Source organism: Burkholderia sp. SJZ089, from assembly GCF_007828315.1.
GTDB lineage: Bacteria > Pseudomonadota > Gammaproteobacteria > Burkholderiales > Burkholderiaceae > Burkholderia > Burkholderia gladioli.
Genome location: NZ_VIUM01000006.1, coordinates 394,638 through 410,655 on the forward strand (window position 1 = coordinate 394,638; position 16,018 = coordinate 410,655).

General features: G+C 68.8%; 15 protein-coding genes. 10 read left to right on the forward strand and 5 right to left on the reverse strand.

Features of this window, described 5'->3' with window-relative positions; genetic code table 11:
• Positions 1–57: 57 nt before the first annotated feature.
• Positions 58–534: a hypothetical protein gene (locus FB600_RS14250; protein ID WP_145756873.1), complete on the reverse strand. Its 477-nt coding sequence runs from the start codon at positions 532–534 to the stop codon at positions 58–60.
• 357 nt (positions 535–891) lie between these two features.
• Here FB600_RS14250 and FB600_RS14255 point away from each other — a divergent pair, with 357 nt between their 5' ends.
• Together FB600_RS14255 and FB600_RS14260 are read left to right on the forward strand one after the other, a co-directional pair.
• Positions 892–1,446 (forward strand): cytochrome b/b6 domain-containing protein, encoded by a 555-nt coding sequence (locus FB600_RS14255; protein WP_145756872.1) that lies wholly within the window; start codon positions 892–894, stop codon positions 1,444–1,446.
• Between the two features lie 2 nt (positions 1,447–1,448).
• Positions 1,449–2,507 (forward strand): NAD(P)H-dependent flavin oxidoreductase, encoded by a 1,059-nt coding sequence (locus FB600_RS14260; protein ID WP_105820049.1) that lies wholly within the window; start codon positions 1,449–1,451, stop codon positions 2,505–2,507.
• 7 nt (positions 2,508–2,514) lie between these two features.
• On the opposite strand, the gene FB600_RS14265 is transcribed toward FB600_RS14260, so the two are convergent.
• Entirely contained in the window at positions 2,515–3,465 is a 951-nt protein-coding gene (locus FB600_RS14265) for a LysR family transcriptional regulator (RefSeq protein ID WP_096749314.1), read from the reverse strand.
• 123 nt (positions 3,466–3,588) lie between these two features.
• Between FB600_RS14265 and FB600_RS14270 the strand changes: the two genes are divergently transcribed.
• The 3 genes from FB600_RS14270 to mmsB all read left to right on the forward strand — a co-directional run bounded on the left by FB600_RS14270 (position 3,589) and on the right by mmsB (position 7,420).
• Complete coding sequence (locus FB600_RS14270) at positions 3,589–4,896, forward strand: MFS transporter (RefSeq protein WP_145756871.1); 1,308 nt, start codon at positions 3,589–3,591, stop codon at positions 4,894–4,896.
• 83 nt (positions 4,897–4,979) lie between these two features.
• A complete protein-coding gene (locus FB600_RS14275; RefSeq protein WP_145756870.1) occupies positions 4,980–6,506 on the forward strand; it encodes a CoA-acylating methylmalonate-semialdehyde dehydrogenase in 1,527 nt (508 codons plus the stop codon).
• Complete coding sequence (gene mmsB, locus FB600_RS14280; protein WP_409995281.1) at positions 6,503–7,420, forward strand: 3-hydroxyisobutyrate dehydrogenase; 918 nt, start codon at positions 6,503–6,505, stop codon at positions 7,418–7,420. Before FB600_RS14275 ends, mmsB begins: the two co-directional genes overlap by 4 nt.
• Before the next feature lie 84 nt (positions 7,421–7,504).
• Here mmsB and FB600_RS14285 read toward each other — a convergent pair whose 3' ends face one another.
• Together FB600_RS14285 and FB600_RS14290 are read right to left on the reverse strand one after the other, a co-directional pair.
• A complete protein-coding gene (locus FB600_RS14285) occupies positions 7,505–8,317 on the reverse strand; it encodes a 2OG-Fe(II) oxygenase (protein ID WP_145756868.1) in 813 nt (270 codons plus the stop codon).
• 91 nt (positions 8,318–8,408) lie between these two features.
• Positions 8,409–8,684, reverse strand: coding sequence for a DUF2798 domain-containing protein (locus FB600_RS14290; RefSeq protein ID WP_145756867.1), 276 nt, complete (start codon positions 8,682–8,684; stop codon positions 8,409–8,411).
• 131 nt (positions 8,685–8,815) lie between these two features.
• Between FB600_RS14290 and FB600_RS14295 the strand changes: the two genes are divergently transcribed.
• Positions 8,816–9,748, forward strand: coding sequence for a LysR family transcriptional regulator (locus FB600_RS14295; protein WP_096749310.1), 933 nt, complete (start codon positions 8,816–8,818; stop codon positions 9,746–9,748).
• Positions 9,749–9,796: 48 nt separating this feature from the next.
• Here the strand turns inward: FB600_RS14295 and FB600_RS14300 are convergent, their stop codons facing one another.
• Positions 9,797–11,056 carry an NRAMP family divalent metal transporter gene (locus FB600_RS14300; RefSeq protein WP_145756866.1) on the reverse strand — a complete coding sequence of 420 codons (1,260 nt, stop codon included), beginning with the start codon at positions 11,054–11,056 and terminating at the stop codon, positions 9,797–9,799.
• A 485-nt stretch (positions 11,057–11,541) separates the two neighbouring features.
• Between FB600_RS14300 and FB600_RS14305 the strand changes: the two genes are divergently transcribed.
• The 4 genes from FB600_RS14305 (at position 11,542) to FB600_RS14320 (ending at position 16,013) form a co-directional block, all read left to right on the forward strand.
• On the forward strand, positions 11,542–12,576 hold the full coding sequence (locus FB600_RS14305) for an ABC transporter substrate-binding protein (protein ID WP_227743820.1): 1,035 nt from the start codon (positions 11,542–11,544) through the stop codon (positions 12,574–12,576).
• Positions 12,577–12,643: 67 nt separating this feature from the next.
• Positions 12,644–14,119: a sugar ABC transporter ATP-binding protein gene (locus FB600_RS14310; protein WP_145756865.1), complete on the forward strand. Its 1,476-nt coding sequence runs from the start codon at positions 12,644–12,646 to the stop codon at positions 14,117–14,119.
• Positions 14,116–15,048 (forward strand): ABC transporter permease, encoded by a 933-nt coding sequence (locus FB600_RS14315; RefSeq protein ID WP_013697416.1) that lies wholly within the window; start codon positions 14,116–14,118, stop codon positions 15,046–15,048. The genes FB600_RS14310 and FB600_RS14315 overlap by 4 nt, the downstream gene beginning before the upstream one ends.
• Complete coding sequence (locus FB600_RS14320; RefSeq protein ID WP_145756864.1) at positions 15,045–16,013, forward strand: ABC transporter permease; 969 nt, start codon at positions 15,045–15,047, stop codon at positions 16,011–16,013. Before FB600_RS14315 ends, FB600_RS14320 begins: the two co-directional genes overlap by 4 nt.
• Positions 16,014–16,018 lie beyond the last annotated feature (5 nt).

Sequence of the window (16,018 nt, forward strand, 5' to 3'; positions counted from 1 at the left end):
CTCCGTTGGATGGATGCGGGACGGCGGCGCGGCCGCGCACGGCGCGCCGCGGGAAGGTCATTGGCGCGGCAGCCCCTGGGTGGCGCCGGCCGCGCCGAGCTGGCAGGCTTCGCGGGCGGCCTCGTCGTCGGGATGGCGCGCCGCGAAATGGGTGAGCTCGGCATAGGTGCGGCGGCAATGCCGCTGGGCGGCGGCTTGCCAGCGGATCGGCAGGCCGCCGCGGTTCATGGTGTCGCACAGGCGCGCATGCGCGGCGCACAGATGGCGGCATTGGTCGCAATCGCGTCCCATCCGCTCGTAGGTATCCGCGAGGTTGTGATGGGCCACCACCCAGGCGGCCGTGCCGGCCTCGGCATCGTCGAGGCGGCCGTACATCGATTCGGCCGTCGAGACCGCCGCGTCGTAATGGGCTATCGCGCTCGGATAGTCGCGCTCGTCGAAGGCGCGGTTGCCCCAGGTGATCGAGCGGCGCCAGCGCGCCAGCGCGTCGTGGTCGGGGCGGGACGGTTCGGCTTCGACGATGGTGGTCTGCATGGCGCTCTCCTCGCCGGGGGGCGTTTCCGTTCGTAGATGCAAATGATAATTATTTTTATTTGAAAAGTGGAAAAACCCCATGACGATTGGGGTGGCGACTGGCCGGGCGCTATCTCCAGATTCGATTGCCGCTATCAGAAACGATCGTTTGTAGCGGCAGCGCGATCGACCTATCGTCTGGATACCGACGCCATCGGCGTGTCGTGCCACGGCGCCCGCGTCTGCGTCGGACCGTGAGATTCCTTTCCGCATCGAACGCAGACGAGCATGGAGACGAGATCCCCCGCCGCGGCACCGAGCCTCGCATCCGAGCGCGCCGGCCGTGCGCCGGCATCTCCATCCCCTCAGGAGACGCGCATGCAGATTCGCGACAACGGCCTCGCCTTTTCACCCATCACCCTGGTCCTGCACTGGCTGGTCGCCGCGCTGCTGCTGGCGATCGTGCTGCTCGGCCTGGCGCGCTGGCAAGCCATCGACGCGTCGCTGCAGGGCGAACTCGCGCGCTGGCAGAACCTGCTCGGCCTGCTGCTGTTCCTGGTGTCGATCTATCGTCTGCGGCAGCGCCTCGGTGCCTGGCATCCGCTGCCGGTGGGCACGCCGAATCCGGTCGAGCTGATCGCCAGCCGCGGCGTGGCGGTGGCGCTCGCGCTGGCGATGGCGCTGCTGCCGCTCGCGCTCTGGCTGACGCGCGCGGCGGCGGGCGAGGCGAGCGTCCTGCCGGGCGGCTGGGCCCTGCCGCTGCCGTTCGCCGCCAGCGCGGGCGTTCACGCGGTGCTCGACTGGCTGCTGAGGATCGGGGTCACCGCCTTTTTCGCCGGCCTGGCCCTGCATGTGTTCGGCGCCCTCAAGAATCACTTCGTACTGCGCAACGACGCCTTGCGTCGCATGCTCGGCAAACACGTGGAGCTCTGATCATGATTCCGTTCGAAGCCAATCTTCCCGGCCCGCGCCTGGCCGATCTCTGCGGCGTGTCCCACCCGGTGTTCCTGGCCGGCATGGCGGCGATCTCCGGGCCCGCGCTGGTGGCCGCGGTGGCCAAGGCGGGCGGGATGGGCACGCTGGGCGGCCTGCGCCTGCCGCCTCGCCTGCTGCGCCAGTGGATCCGCGAGACGCGCGCGCTGACCGACGCGCCGTTCGGCGTCAACCTGGTGCCCTCGTTCGGCGGCCCCGAGGTGTTCGAGGCGCAGTTCCGCGTGCTGCTCGAGGAGCGGCCGCGCCTGCTCTCGCTGTTCTACGCCGAGGACTATCCCGCCATGATCGAGCGCGCCAAGGCGGCCGGCATGCTGGTGATGGTGCAGGTCGGCACCGTCGCGCTGGCGCGCCTGGCGATCCGGCACGGCGCCGACATCCTGGTGGCGCAGGGCAGCGAGAGCGGCGGCCATCTCAACCGCGGCACGGTCGGCCTGCTGTCGCTGCTGCCGGCCATCGTCGAGATCGCCGGCGGCCGGCCGGTGCTGGCCGCCGGCGGCATCGTCACGCGCGAGGACGTGCGCACCGCGATGGATCTCGGCGCCGCCGGCGTGCTGGTCGGCACGGCCTTCGTGGCGACCCACGAATCGAACGCGCATCCGCTGTACCGGAGGAAGATCGTCGAGGCCGGCGTCGACGATACCGAGTACCGCACCGGCTATTCCTACGGATGGAAATACGGCACGCCGCATCGCGTGATCCCGAATCGCGACCGCTGGAACCTGCTGCGCTTCATGGGCGGTGGCGCCCGCGCGATCGACAGGCCGCGCATGGCCGAGAAGCTGTCGCTCTATGCCGGGCAGGGCGTCGGCAAGATCCACGGCGTGGTGTCGGCGGCCGAGCGCATGGCGGAACTGGTGGCGGGCCTGTCGATGACGCGCGAGGCGATGGCGGCGGCCGTCGAGGTGAAGTCAATGGCTTCGGCGACGTCGGTGGCCTCGACCGATGCGATGGCGCCAGCCTTGCATCAGCCGAGCCGGCCGATGGCACACGCAACCCGCTGAACGCCGCTCACAGCGTCGTGAAGCGCATCGCCGGCGCCTCCCCGAGCAGGAACTCGCGATTCAGCACGGCCGACTCGCGCAGGAAGTCCCACAGCGCCGAGATGCGCCGCAGGTTGCGGATGTCCTCGCGGCAGCACAGCCAGAAGTGGCGCGTGATCGCCACCTCGCCCGGGAACACCGGCACCAGCCGTTCGTCGGGCGCGGCCATGAAGCAGGGCAGGATCGCCAGCGCGGTGCCCTGCAGGGCCGCATGGTATTGCGCGACGATGCTGGTGGTCGACAGGTTGGCCCCGGCGCCCGGGATGGTCCGCTCCAGGTAGAGCAGCTCGGGGCTGAACACCAGGTCGGTGACGTAGTTGAGGAAGGCGTGCTCGCGCAGCTCGGCCAGCCGCGGCGAGACCGGGTGGTGCCGCAGGTAGTCGCGCGTGCCGTAGAGCTGGAGCCGGTAGTCGCACAGCTTGGTGTGCACATACTGGCCGCGCTCGGGCCGCTCCAGCAGGATCGCGAGGTCGGCCTCGCGCTTGGACAGGCTGACGAAGTGCGGCACCGGCAGCAGGTCGATCGAGATCTCCGGATGCGCGCGCGCGAAGTGGGCCAGTTGCGGCGCCAGGAAGAAGGAGCCGAAACCCTCGGTCGAGCCGATCCGCACATGCCCCGAGAGCAGGTTCGCGCCGCCCTTGAACTGCTCGCTGGCCGACTGCACGGCAGTCTCGATCTCGTCGGCATAGGCCAGCAGGCGCTGGCCTTCCGAGGTCAGCACGAAGCCCCCCGCCCGCGATTTCTCGAACAGCACCGCCTCCAGCGACGCTTCCAGCTCGCGCACGCGGCGCGCCACCGTGGTGTGATCGACGCCGAGCCGCCTGGCCGCCGCGCTGGCCGTCTGCAGCCGCGCCACCGCCAGGAAATAGCGCAGGTCGTCCCAATTGATCCGACGCATTTCGGTTGTGGATTTTTGCATAACGGATGGGCTTTTAGCGTTATTTCGTGTGGAAAATCAAAGAACTATACTCGGCCGGACGTCGCCGCCAAGCGCGACGCCCAATAGGGATTCCCCTGATTGGACAACAAGACCGGAGACACCATGGACCTGCATTCGAGCGCCGTCGCGGCGCCACCGGCCACGCGCCGGAGCGCGAAGGACTACGTCGTGGCTGGCTGGGCCAGCATGGCGGGTACCACCATCGAGTGGTACGACTTCTTCCTCTACGGCACCGCCGCCGCGCTGGTGTTCAACAAGATCTTCTTCCCGACGCTGGACCCGCTGCTCGGCACCATGGCCGCCTTCGCCACCTATGGCGTGGGCTTCATCGGCCGGCCGATGGGCGGCATCGTGTTCGGGCATTTCGGCGACCGCATCGGCCGCAAGTCGATGCTGATGGCCACCCTGCTGATGATGGGCATCCCCAGCATGGCGATCGGCCTGATCCCCTCGTTCCAGAGCATCGGCTACTGGGCGGCGGGGCTGCTGGTGGCGATGCGCTTCATCCAGGGCATGGCGGTGGGCGGCGAATGGGGCGGGGCGGCGCTGATGGCGGTCGAGCACGCGCCGCCGGGCAAGAAGGGCCTGTTCGGCAGCCTGCCGCAGACCGGCGTGGGCTTCGGCCTGATCCTCTCGTCCAGCGCGATGGCGGTGGTCGCGACCCTGCCCGAGCCGGCGCTGCTGTCCTGGGGCTGGCGCGTGCCCTTCCTGGCCAGCTTCGTGCTGCTGGTGGTGGGCTGGTACATCCGCGCGCGGGTGCCCGAGTCGCCCGATTTCGAGCGGCTCAAGCAGGACGACGCGCGCGTGAAGTCGCCGGTGGTGACGGTGATCGCGCGCCATCCGCGCGCGCTGCTGGCGATCATCGGCGCGCGCACCGCCGAGAACACCTGGTTCTACCTGGTGGTGGCCTTCGCGCTGTCCTATGCCGCCAACCAGCTGGCGATTCCCAAGCCGCAGATCCTGCACGCGATCACGGCCGGCGCGGCGCTGTCGATCGTCACCATGCCGCTGGCCGGTTATGTCAGCGATTTCGTCGGGCAGAAGCGCCTGTTCATGATCGGCCTGGTGCTGATGTGCCTGTTCTCGGCGCCGTTCTTCCTGATGCTGGAAACGCGCCACGCGGTGACGGTCTGGTGGGCGATGGTGCTCGGCGTCGGCGTGGTGTTCCCGATCCTCTACGCGCCCGAATCGCAGTTCTTCGCCGCGCAGTTCCCGCCGCAGGTGCGCTACAGCGGTATTTCGGTGTCGGTGCAGGCCGCCGGCGTGCTCGGCGGCGGCATCGCGCCGATGATCGCCACCGCGCTGCTGGCGATGGGCGCGGGCGACCCGCGCTACGTGGTGGCCTACATGATCGCGCTGGGCGCGGTCGCGCTGGCCTGCGCCGCCTGCTTGCGCGACGGCAAGGAATAAGCGTGCCGCGGCCGGCGCGGACCGGCCCGGCACAACCCTCATCCGGCGCGAACCGACGCGCCGACAACCCGAGAGAGTCGAGCATGAACGCAGTCATTCAGGAACCCGTAGCAGCCGTGCAGACCGTGCCCCTGCTGATCGACGGCGAGTTCGTCGAATCGCGCAGCACGCAATGGCGCGATATCGTCAACCCGGCCACCCAGCAGGTGCTGGCGCGCGTGCCCTTCGCCACGGCCGAGGAGATCGACGCGGCGATCGAGGCCGCGCAGGCGGCCTTCGCGAGCTGGAAGAACACGCCGCTGGGCGCCCGCGTGCGCGTGATGCTGCGTTTCCAGGCGCTGGTGCGCGAGCACATGCCGCGCATCGCGAAGGTGCTGACGGCCGAGCAGGGCAAGACCCTGCCCGATGCCGAGGGCGACATCTTCCGCGGTCTCGAAGTGGTCGAGCACGCCTGCTCGATCGGCACGCTGCAACTGGGCGAGTTCGCCGAGAACGTGGCCGGCAGCGTCGACACCTACACGCTGCGCCAGCCGATCGGCGTATGCGCCGGCATCACGCCGTTCAACTTCCCGGCGATGATCCCGCTGTGGATGTTCCCGATGGCGATCGTCTGCGGCAACACCTTCGTGCTGAAGCCCTCCGAGCAGGATCCGCTGTCGACCATGGAGCTGGTCCGGCTGGCGATCGAGGCCGGCGTGCCCAAGGGCGTGCTCAACGTGGTGCACGGCGGCAAGCAGGCGGTCGATGCGCTCTGCACCCACCGGCACGTGAAGGCGGTGTCCTTCGTCGGCTCGACCGGCGTGGGCACGCACGTCTACCGGCTCGCCAGCGAGCACGGCAAGCGCGCGCAGTCGATGATGGGTGCCAAGAACCACGCGGTGGTGCTGCCCGACGCGAATCGCGAGCAGACCCTCAACGCGCTGGTGGGCGCCGGCTTCGGCGCGGCCGGCCAGCGCTGCATGGCCACCTCGGTGGTGGTGCTGGTGGGCGCGGCGCGCGACTGGGTGCACGACCTGGCCGCCAAGGCGCGCACGCTGAAGGTGAACGCCGGGCACGAAGCCGGCACCGATGTCGGGCCGGTGGTCTCGAAGGCGGCCAAGGCGCGCATTCTGGAGCTGATCGAATCCGGCGTGAGCGAGGGCGCGAGCCTGCTGCTCGACGGCCGCGACGTGAAGGTGCCCGGCTACGAGGCCGGCAACTTCATCGGGCCGACGCTGTTCGCCGACGTGAAGACCGACATGCGCATCTATACCGAGGAGATCTTCGGGCCGGTGCTGGCGGTGATCGCGGTCGACACGCTCGACGAGGCGATCGCGCTGGTCAACGCCAATCCGTTCGGCAACGGCGTGGGCCTGTTCACGCAGAGCGGGGCGGCGGCGCGCAAGTTCCAGAGCGAGATCGACATCGGCCAGGTCGGCATCAACATCCCGATCCCGGTGCCGGTGCCGTACTTCAGCTTCACCGGCTCGCGCGGCTCCAAGCTCGGCGACCTCGGCCCCTACGGCAAGCAGGTGGTGCAGTTCTATACGCAGACCAAGACCGTCACCGCGCGCTGGTTCGACGACGCCACCGTCAACGACGGCGTCAACACCACCATCAGCCTGCGCTGAGCCGGGCACGAGGAAGGCACATCATGAAGATCGGATTCATCGGGCTCGGCAACATGGGCGCGCCGATGGCGCGCAACCTGCTGAAGTCCGGGCACGCGTTGCGCGTGTTCGACCTCGACGCGGCGGCGGTCCAGGCGCTGGTCGATGCGGGCGCGCGCGCCGCGGGCTCGCCCCGCGAAGCGGTCGGCGACGTCGAATGCGTGATCACCATGCTGCCGGCGGCGGCCCACGTGCGGCACGTGATCGGCGCCGAGGACGGGGTGCTGGCCGGCATCGCGCCGGGCGTGACGATCGTCGACTGCAGCACGATCGACCCGGCCACCGTCAAGGCCATGGCGCAGGCGGCCGAGGCGCGCGGCAACCGCTTCGTCGACGCGCCGGTATCGGGCGGCACGGGCGGCGCGGCGGCCGGCACGCTGACCTTCATGGTCGGCGCGCAAGGGGCGCAGTTCGAGGCCTTGAAGCCGCTGCTGGCGGCGATGGGCCGCAACATCATCGATTGCGGCGGCGTGTCGATGGGGCAGGTGGCGAAGATCTGCAACAACCTGATCCTCGGCATCAGCATGGCGGGCGTATCGGAGGCGATGGCGCTGGGCGAGGCGCTCGGCATCGATCCGAAGGTGCTGGCCGGCATCGTCGACCGTTCGACCGGACGCTGCTGGAGCTCGGATACCTACAACCCGTTCCCGGGCGTGGTGGAGACGGCGCCGGCCTCGCGCGCTTATACCGGCGGTTTCGGCACCGACCTGATGCTGAAGGACCTGGGGCTCGCCACCGATGCCGCGAAGTCGGTGCGGCAGCCGGCCTTCCTCGGCTCGCTCGCGCAGCAGTTGTACCAGGCGCATAGCGCCGTGGGCTCGGGTGGGCTGGACTTCTCCTCGATCATCGGGCTCTATCGCGGCAAGGCGGCCTGAGCCCGGATATCGCGGCGTTGCGGCGCGCCGCGTTCGCGATGGCCGCGATGGTATGAAAACCACCGCGGCCATCGCCCGGGAGCGTCAGTCTTTCTTGTAGACGTGCTTGGTCCTGGCCACGCCCTTGGGCACCACCGCGCGCACCATTCCGCGCAGGGCCGCATCGGCTTGCAGCACCACGTCGCGCAGCGGCTCGTCGGGGCGGCCGCGGAACGAGGTCGGGTGGAAGTAGTCGTCGTCGCCGACCGGATGATCGGAGAAGTAGTAGTTCGAGACACAGCAGCGTGCCTCGTCGCTGAGATTCTTCGAGACCGAGTGCCATGAATACTGGTTCGTCACCATCACGGCCAGCCGGTTGAAGCGACTGACTACGGTCACAGGCTCGGCCTTGGTGCCGTTCGGCCAGAGTTCGAGATTGCCGCCCTTTTCGAGGGTCCAGTCCGGTGAAACGTAATAGAGCAGATTGAGCACGCGGTAGCGCTGCCGGTCCTTGTCGTGCGAATTGTCCAGGTGCGGATTGAGGAAGTGGCCGTGCCCCATCATCGAGATGCCGCCGGCATAGAGATGCTCGTCCGGTTGCAGCGAGCGCAGGCCGGTGATCTCGGTGATCACCTCGACCACTGCCGGCTGCTGGAACGCGAAGGTGATTTCCTCCAGCAACGGGGCATGCTCGTTCATCTGCGACGTGACGTATTTCAACTCGCGCAGGCTCTTGCGCAGCATCATCGACGAGGAGGCCGGGAACGCCTCGCGGATCCGCATCGCCACTTCGTCGGGCAGTATCTCGTCGACGTGGAAATGATTGAGCGGCATGGATGCCAGCCATTGCCGGCGCGAGGCCTCGAGATGCTGCCTGAGGCGAGCGGCGATTCGATCGCCCATTTCCTGTCTGTTCATGTCTCGTCACGTCCCATCGATATTGCGCGGTTGCAGGCGAATTATGCCAGCAGCGGCCGATGGGACGGGATATCGGGCGAGGGGTACCGCTTCAATGCGGATGCACGGTCCAGGCCACCAGCCGCGCCACCAGCGGCCTCACGATCAGCACGCAGACGAAGGCCGAGGGCATCGCCACCCGATAGGCATTCTTCACGTTTTCCATGTAATGCGCGTCCAGGCCGAATTCGGCGAAAGTGATCACCAGGCACATCAGGAAGGCCATGATGGTCGCCATGTAGAGCGCGAACACGTAGGGCGTGGAACGGCGGGGGAAGCGGAAACGATAGGTCTTGCGTGCGATATCGGGAGTCGTGCCGGGAATCATCGAAGCGGTCTCGTCGTGTCGGGTTTCAGGGAAGCGCCAGGGTAGCAAGCGCACGGCAGCGTCACTAGCCGGCTTGTCGCGGATTCATCCGTAAGGGAAAATTACGAATCGATTCCCGGGACGACAAGCGCATGGCGATCAATCTCCTCGGCCTGATCCATTGCTACATCCGCGTGGTGGAGAACGGCAGCATCGCGGCGGCGGCGCGCGCGCTCGGCATGAGCGCGGCGGCCGTGAGCCAGAACCTGGCGCGCCTCGAGGCCCACCTCGGCGTGCGCCTGCTCTCGCGCACCACGCGCAGCATGGCGCTGACCGAAAGCGGCACGCATTACTACGAGAAGGTCCGCCATATCCCGCGCGATCTCGACCTGGCGCAGGCGGCGGCCACCGAGGCGCTGGCGCCGCGCGGCCCGCTTTGCGTGGCGACCACGGCCGCCTTCGGGCGCCACCTGCTGGCGCCGCTGATGCCGGCCTTCCAGGCCGCCTATCCGCGCATCGCGGTCGAGCTGATCAGCACCGACCGCCGTATCGATCACCGGCTCGAAGGCGTCGATCTCAGCCTGCGAATCGCCGCGCAGCTCGACGAGCGACTGGTGGCCCGGCGCATCGCCTCGCGTCCCTTCGTGTTCTGCGCCTCGCCCGCCTACCTGGCGCGCGCCGGCGTGCCGGCCGCGCCCGAGGATCTCGAGGAACACGCCTGCCTGGTGCTGCGCTACCCGACCGACGGGCGTTTCCTGCCATGGGGCTTCGTGCGCGACGGGCGGCGTTTCGAGGCGGCCGTGAACCCGGCCTTCATCTGCGACGACATCGACATGCTCGCGCAGATCGCCGTCAGCGGCGGCGGTATCGCGCGGCTCGCCAGCTTCGTCGCGCAGCCGCTGATCGACGCGGGCAAGCTGCTGCCCTTGTTCGAGGCGCGCTCGCGCAGCCGGGCCTGGGCCGAATCCGAGCCGATGGAGATCTATGCCTGCGTGGCCGAGCGCGCGGCACTCAATGCCAAGGTGCGGGCCTTCGTCGATTTCGTGGAGGCCGAGCTGGCGGAGCACGCGCCGGGGCGTCGCTGATCGACCCGCATCGTGTTCGCGGCACGCGGGCCGTGCCGATGCGCGGCCTCAGGGCGCCAGGCAGGCCATCACGGCCAGCAGGCAGGCCAGGGCGGGGATCGTCAGGATCACGAGCCGTCTCGGCCACGACAGGCGCAGCGCCGGCGGCAGGGCGGTCACCGCCAGCCGGGCGAGGACGGCGAAGATCAGGGGCAGCGTCAGGGCCGTCGCGACCTGGATGTCCATCGTCAGCGAGACGAGATCGGGAGCACGCCATACGAACCAGGCGCAGGCCGCGAGGCACGCCAGGTACAGCGCGACCGGTGCCGGGCTGCGCGGTTTGCCGTGGAGTCCAAAACATTCCCGGGTACCGGACAGCATCGCCAGCGAGGCGACGATCGCGGCCACCATCGCGGCACCCAGCACGCCCGCGCCGAACACCGCCTGCCCGACGACCGGCCCCAGCGCCGAGGCCAGCATCGCGCTGATGTCGGCGATCGAATCGAGCGGGCGGCTGCCACCCGTGCCTTGCGCGACGGCCGCGCTGGCTACCAGCACCGCGCCGGTCAGCAATTGCGTCAGCACCGCGCCGGCGAGGGTTTCCCGGCGCTGCTGGCGCAGGGCATCCCAGCGCCGGAACCGTCCCGTCATCGCCGATTGTTGATAGAAGACCATCGACGGGCTGAAGATCGCGCCGAGCAGCGCCACCGCCGCCCAGCCGAATCCGGGCCCGGCCGGATGCCAGTCGATCGCCTGCCGGGCCAGCGTGCCCAGCGCGGGATGGCTGCGCCAGGCCAGGTAGAAGAACGCCAGCTCGAGCGAGCCGATTGCCAGGGCGATGCGCTCCACGCGCCGCCAGGATCGCGACAGCACCAGCAGCGTCATCAGGGCAGCGGCCATGGCCACGCTGATCCCTCGCGCCACGCCATGGATCTCGCCGATGCCGGCCACGGCCGTCAGCTCGGTGATCAGCGTGGCGGCGGTGACCAGCGCCAGCATGGTCGCCGCCAGGATCGCGCAGCCGCGCCCGAAGTGTTTGCCGATCAGCCCGCAAGGGCCATGGCCGGTCGTGATGCCGAGCCGCGCCGCGAGTTCCTGCACGACATGGAGCACCGGGATCGACAGCAGCACCACGGGCAGCAGCCGGTAGCCCCATTGCATGCCGCATTGCGCGGCGACGACGATGTTGCCCGCGTCGGTATCGGCGATCGCGGCCAGCAGGCCGGGGCCCCAGGCGGTGGCCGCGCGCCATCGCCGGCCGCTTTCGCCCGCGCCTGACACCGGGCCGGACCGTTCCGTCTCGCCGCGTCGATCGGCGTCCGCGATCATCGCGGCGTGCTCCGCGAGCGAAGCGCCGCGACGCGAGCAAGGTCGGACAACAGCCGTGTCTCGCGTGCCGTCCCTAGCAGTCCGAAAGCTTGCGCCTGCCGGCTTCCGACCTTTCGGAAAGATTCTCCAGTTGCCATGCAAATCCCGTCTTGTCCGCCCATTGACCCCATGCTACATTCGGCTCATCAAATCGGATACCGGTAACCGATTCATGCTCGATCGATGTCCAACCGAAACCGCGTGCATGCGGTTTCGATCGCGAGTTTGCCGGATGCGATGCCCCCACGGTGAATGGCCGTGACAGGAAGGGCAAATGGTGGAGACAGCGGCAAACGACCTTCCTGTCCATGATCGTCATGTCGATCCGACTTCGTCGGGCGGCGATGACGAGCGATGCTGAACATGTTCTGAAACGCAAGCAAAGCGGAAACGAGCGGGCATCGAATCGGGCCCGCGCACGTTTCCCGACATATCGGAGACGGACGATGGGAATCAACAGGACTCGATGGGCCGCCTGCCTGTTCGGCGCGGGCGCAATGCTGTTCGGCGGTGCCGCGCTGGCCCAGGGCAAGCCGACCGGCAACATGAAGATCGCCTTCTCGAACTCGTTCGCGAGCAATTCGTGGCGCCAGCAGATGCTGCAGGATTGGGACAAGGTCAGCAAGCAGGCGGTGGCCGACAAGCAGGTGGCGGCCGCGCCGAGCTTCACCACGGTGCAGAACCAGGCCACCGAGCAATCCCAGCAGATCCGCAACCTGATCCTCCAGGGCTACCAGGCGATCGTGATCGACGCGGCCTCGCCGAGCGCCGTCAACGGCGCGGTGAGGCAGGCCTGCAGCGCCGGCATCGTGGTGGTGTCGTTCGACGGCACCGTCACCGAGCCCTGCGCCTATCGCATCAGCATCGACTTCAAGCGCATGGGCCGCATGGAGCTCGACTACTTCCACAACCGCAAGCTCAAGGGCAACCTGCTCGAGGTGCGCGGGCTGGCCGGCTTCGTGGTGGACAACCAGATCCACGAAGGCGTCACGGACGGCCTCAAGCAATACCCCGAATTCAAGGTGGTGGGTTCGGTCAACGGCGACTACACGCAGACCGTCGCGCAGAAGGCGGTGGCCGGGCTGCTGCCGACCCTGCCCGAGGTGGTGGCCGTCACCACCCAGGGCGGCGACGGCGCCGGCACCGCGCGCGCCTTCCTCGACGCGGGGCGCAAGCTGCCGGTGATCTACATGGGCAATCGCTACGACGAGCTGGCGCTCTGGAAGAGCGAGCACGACAAGAACGGCTACGAGACGCAGTCGGCCTCGATCGTGCCGGGCGTGGCGACCTTCGCGTTCTGGTACGCGCAGCAACTGCTGGCCGGCAACAAGCTGCCCAAGGAAGTGAGCCTGCCGATCGCGGTGGTCTCGCAGGGTGACCTGGAGAAATCGCTGGCGGCCACGCCCAAGGGCGGCGTCTACGACCAGACCTTCACGCGCCAGGAAGTGCTCGACTACGTCAGGCAGCACGCCGCCAACTGATCGGTCCGCGACCGAGGATCGGCCTGCGCGCGCCGCGCGCGGCGCCGGTCCAGCGAATGGAGAACGCATGGTTTCCCTTGCGCAAACGGCATTCATCCGCACCGAGGCATTGGGCAAGACCTTCGGCGTGGTGCGTGCGCTCGACGCCGCCACGCTGTCGTTCCATCCCGGCGAGTGCGTCGGGGTGATGGGGCACAACGGCGCCGGCAAGTCGACCCTGATGAACATCCTGGCCGGCGTGTTCCGCAACGACGCGGGCACGCTGTACGTGGACGGCCAGCAGATCGGCCCGCAATGGAACACCCACGAGGCGATGCGGCACGGCATCCGCTGCGTGTTCCAGGAGCTGTCGCTGTGCCCCAACCTGAGCCTGGCCGAGAACATGCGCCTGCGCGCGGCGCGCAGCAAGGGCCTGCGCTGGCGCGTGGCCGCCGGCCGGCAGTTGATCGAGACGCTCGACCGGATCTTCCCGCGCCATGGCCTCGCGCCCGGCCAGTTGATCGAGTCGCTGCCGATCACCAAGCGCCAGATGGTGGAGATCGCGATGGCCTTCACGCCGGGCGACTACCCGCTCAGGCTGGTGATCCTCGACGAGCCGACCTCCTCGCTCGACGAATACTCGGCCACGCAACTGCTCGACTACCTGCGCAGCTTCGTGCGGGGCGGCGGCATCTGCATCCTGATCTCGCACAAGATGCACGAGGTGATGGAGCGCAGCGATCGCGTGGTGGTGATGCGCGAGGGCAGGCTCGTCTACGAGAGCGCGACCGCCGACACCAGCGTGGAGCGGCTGGTCGCGGCGATGGGGCACGAGCTCGGGCATGTCGAGCGCGGCGCCCGCGCGAGCCGCGCGGCGGCCGCCTCGGGCGTGCCGCGCATCAAGGCGCGGCTCGGCGAACGCGGCGCCGCGCTGGAGGCCTTCGAGGGCGAGGTGGTGGGCCTCGCCGGCCTGGCCGGGCACGGCCAGACGCGCCTGCTCAAGCTGATCCACGCGCTGCGCGAAGGCCGCGCCGACCGGCAGGGCAACCGGCGGCAGGCGCGCACGGCCTTCGTGGCCGGCGACCGGCAGGGCGACGGCGTGTTCGGGCTGTGGTCGATCGCGCGCAACATGAGCCTGTCCTGGCTCGGCGACTGCGTGCGCGGCGGCCTGATCTCGTTTCGGGAGGAGGAGCGGCGCGTGGTGCGGTGGGTGAACACGCTGAAAGTGAAGACGCCCGACACGAGCCTGCCGATCGACTCGCTGTCGGGCGGCAACCAGCAGAAGATCCTGTTCGCGCGCGCGCTCGGCACCGACGCCTCGGTGATCCTGATGGACGACCCGATGCGCGGCGTCGACATCGGCACCAAGCACGAGGTGTACGGCATCGTCCGCGCGCAGGCCGACGAGGGGCGCACCTTCCTTTGGTACACCACCGAGTTCGAGGAGCTGTACCACTGCGACCGCATCTACGTGATGAACGAGGGCGAAATCGTCGGCGAGATCTCGGCCGACGAGCTGAGCGAGGCCGAGGTGCTGCGTCTTTCCTTCAAGGCGGCCGCATGAAACGCATTCACTTTCCCGCGTCGCGGCTGCTGTCGGCCCTGACCTTCGTGGTGCTGCTGGCGCTGATCGTCAGGAACCAGCCTATGTCGCTGTCCTACATGGGGCTGACCCTGCTGCTCGGCTCGGCGATCCCGCTGATCTTCGCCACGCTCGCGCAGATGATGTTCATCTCGATCGGCGACCTGGACCTGTCGATCGGCCCTTTCGTGTCGATGAACGCGGCGATCGGCGCGATCGTGCTGCCGTCCTCGCCCTGGCTCGCGATCCTGCTCTACCTGCTGGCGATCGCCGCCTACGCGCTGTGCGGCGCGCTGATCGAGCTGCGCCGGCTGTCGGCGATCGTGGTGACGCTCGGCATGTCCTTCGTCTGGCTCGGCTGCGCGCTGCTGCTGGTGCCCAGCCCCGGCGGCGAGGCGCCCCAGGCCCTGGTCGACCTGCTGTCCTGGCATTCGCCGCTGATTCCGCTGCCGGTGCTGGTGGCCATCGTCGGCGCGCTGATTGGCTATTTCATCTTCAACGTCAGCGTGTTCGGCACCATCGTGCGCGGCCTCGGCGGCAATCCGCGCGTGATCCAGCGCAGCGGTCATTCGGCGCTGGCGATCCGGATGGGCGTGTATGCGCTGGCGGGCCTGTTCGGCATCGTCGCCGGCCTGCTGATGCTGGGCCAGACCACCTCGGCGGACGCCAACCAGGCTTCCGGCTTCACGCTGATCTCGATCGCCGGCGTGATCCTGGGCGGCGGCGAATTCGTCGGCGGCAAGGTGTTCGCGCTGGGTAGCGTGTTCGGCGCGCTCAGCATGACCCTGGCCACCTCGTTCCTGAACTTCTACGAGGTGTCGTCGGACTGGCAGGTGGCGATGCAGGGCGTGATCCTGATCGTCGCCCTGAGCCTGCGCACCGTGGTCGCGCGCCCGGGGAGGCCGGCATGAATACCGTGCAACGCAAGATGCCGCGCGCGCCGGGCGGCCGGCACTGGCTCAGCGCCTGGATCGCCACCGCGCTGGTGCTGGTCGCCACCGCCCTGTTCAACGCCGGCAAGGGCGGCCCGAGCCTGGGCCCGCTGCTGAGCACCGCGCTGAGCTTCTCGACCTTCACCGTGCTGGTCTCGCTGGGGCAGATGCTGGTGATCACCAGCGGCCCCGGCAACATCGACCTGTCGATTCCCTCGGTGATCGCGCTGTCGGGGGCGCTGTCGATGAGCGTGATGAACGGCGCCAACGGCATGATCCTGCCGGGCATCGCGGTGGCGCTGCTGTCGGGGGCGGTGGTGGGCGGCTTCAACTTCGTGCTGATCCGCTTCCTGCGGATTCCACCCATCATCGCCACGCTGTCGAGCGCGCTGATCGTACTGTCCTGCGCGATCGCCTATGGGCGCGGCGTGCGCACGCCGCCGCCCGCGCTGCTGGCGCAGATGATGGTGGTGCGTGTCGGCTGGCTGCCGCTGTTCTCGATCTTCGCGATCGCGCTCACGCTGCTGGTCTGGCTGCTGCTCACGCGCACGCTGTATGGCCGCGCGCTCGCCGCGCTCGGCCAGAACACCAATGCCGCGCGGCTGGCCGGCGTCAGGACCGATTTCCACGTCTGGCTGACCTACGTGATGTGCGGCGCGCTGGCCGGGCTGACCGGCTGCCTGATCGCGACCTTCTCGGGCGGCAATTCGCTGGACCAGGGCAACGAGTACCTGCTGCTGACGGTGGCGGTGGTGGTGATCGGCGGCACCTCGGTGTCGGGCGGACGCGCCTCGCTGGGCGGCGTCTGGGGCGCGGCGCTGTTCATGTTCCTGCTGGTCGCGCTGCTGAATTCGGCCGGCGCCAGCGCCGGGCTGCGCACCGTGCTGACCGGCGTCATCATCGTAGCGGTGGTGGCCCTGACCGAAAAACGCAAATCTCTCTAGGAAAG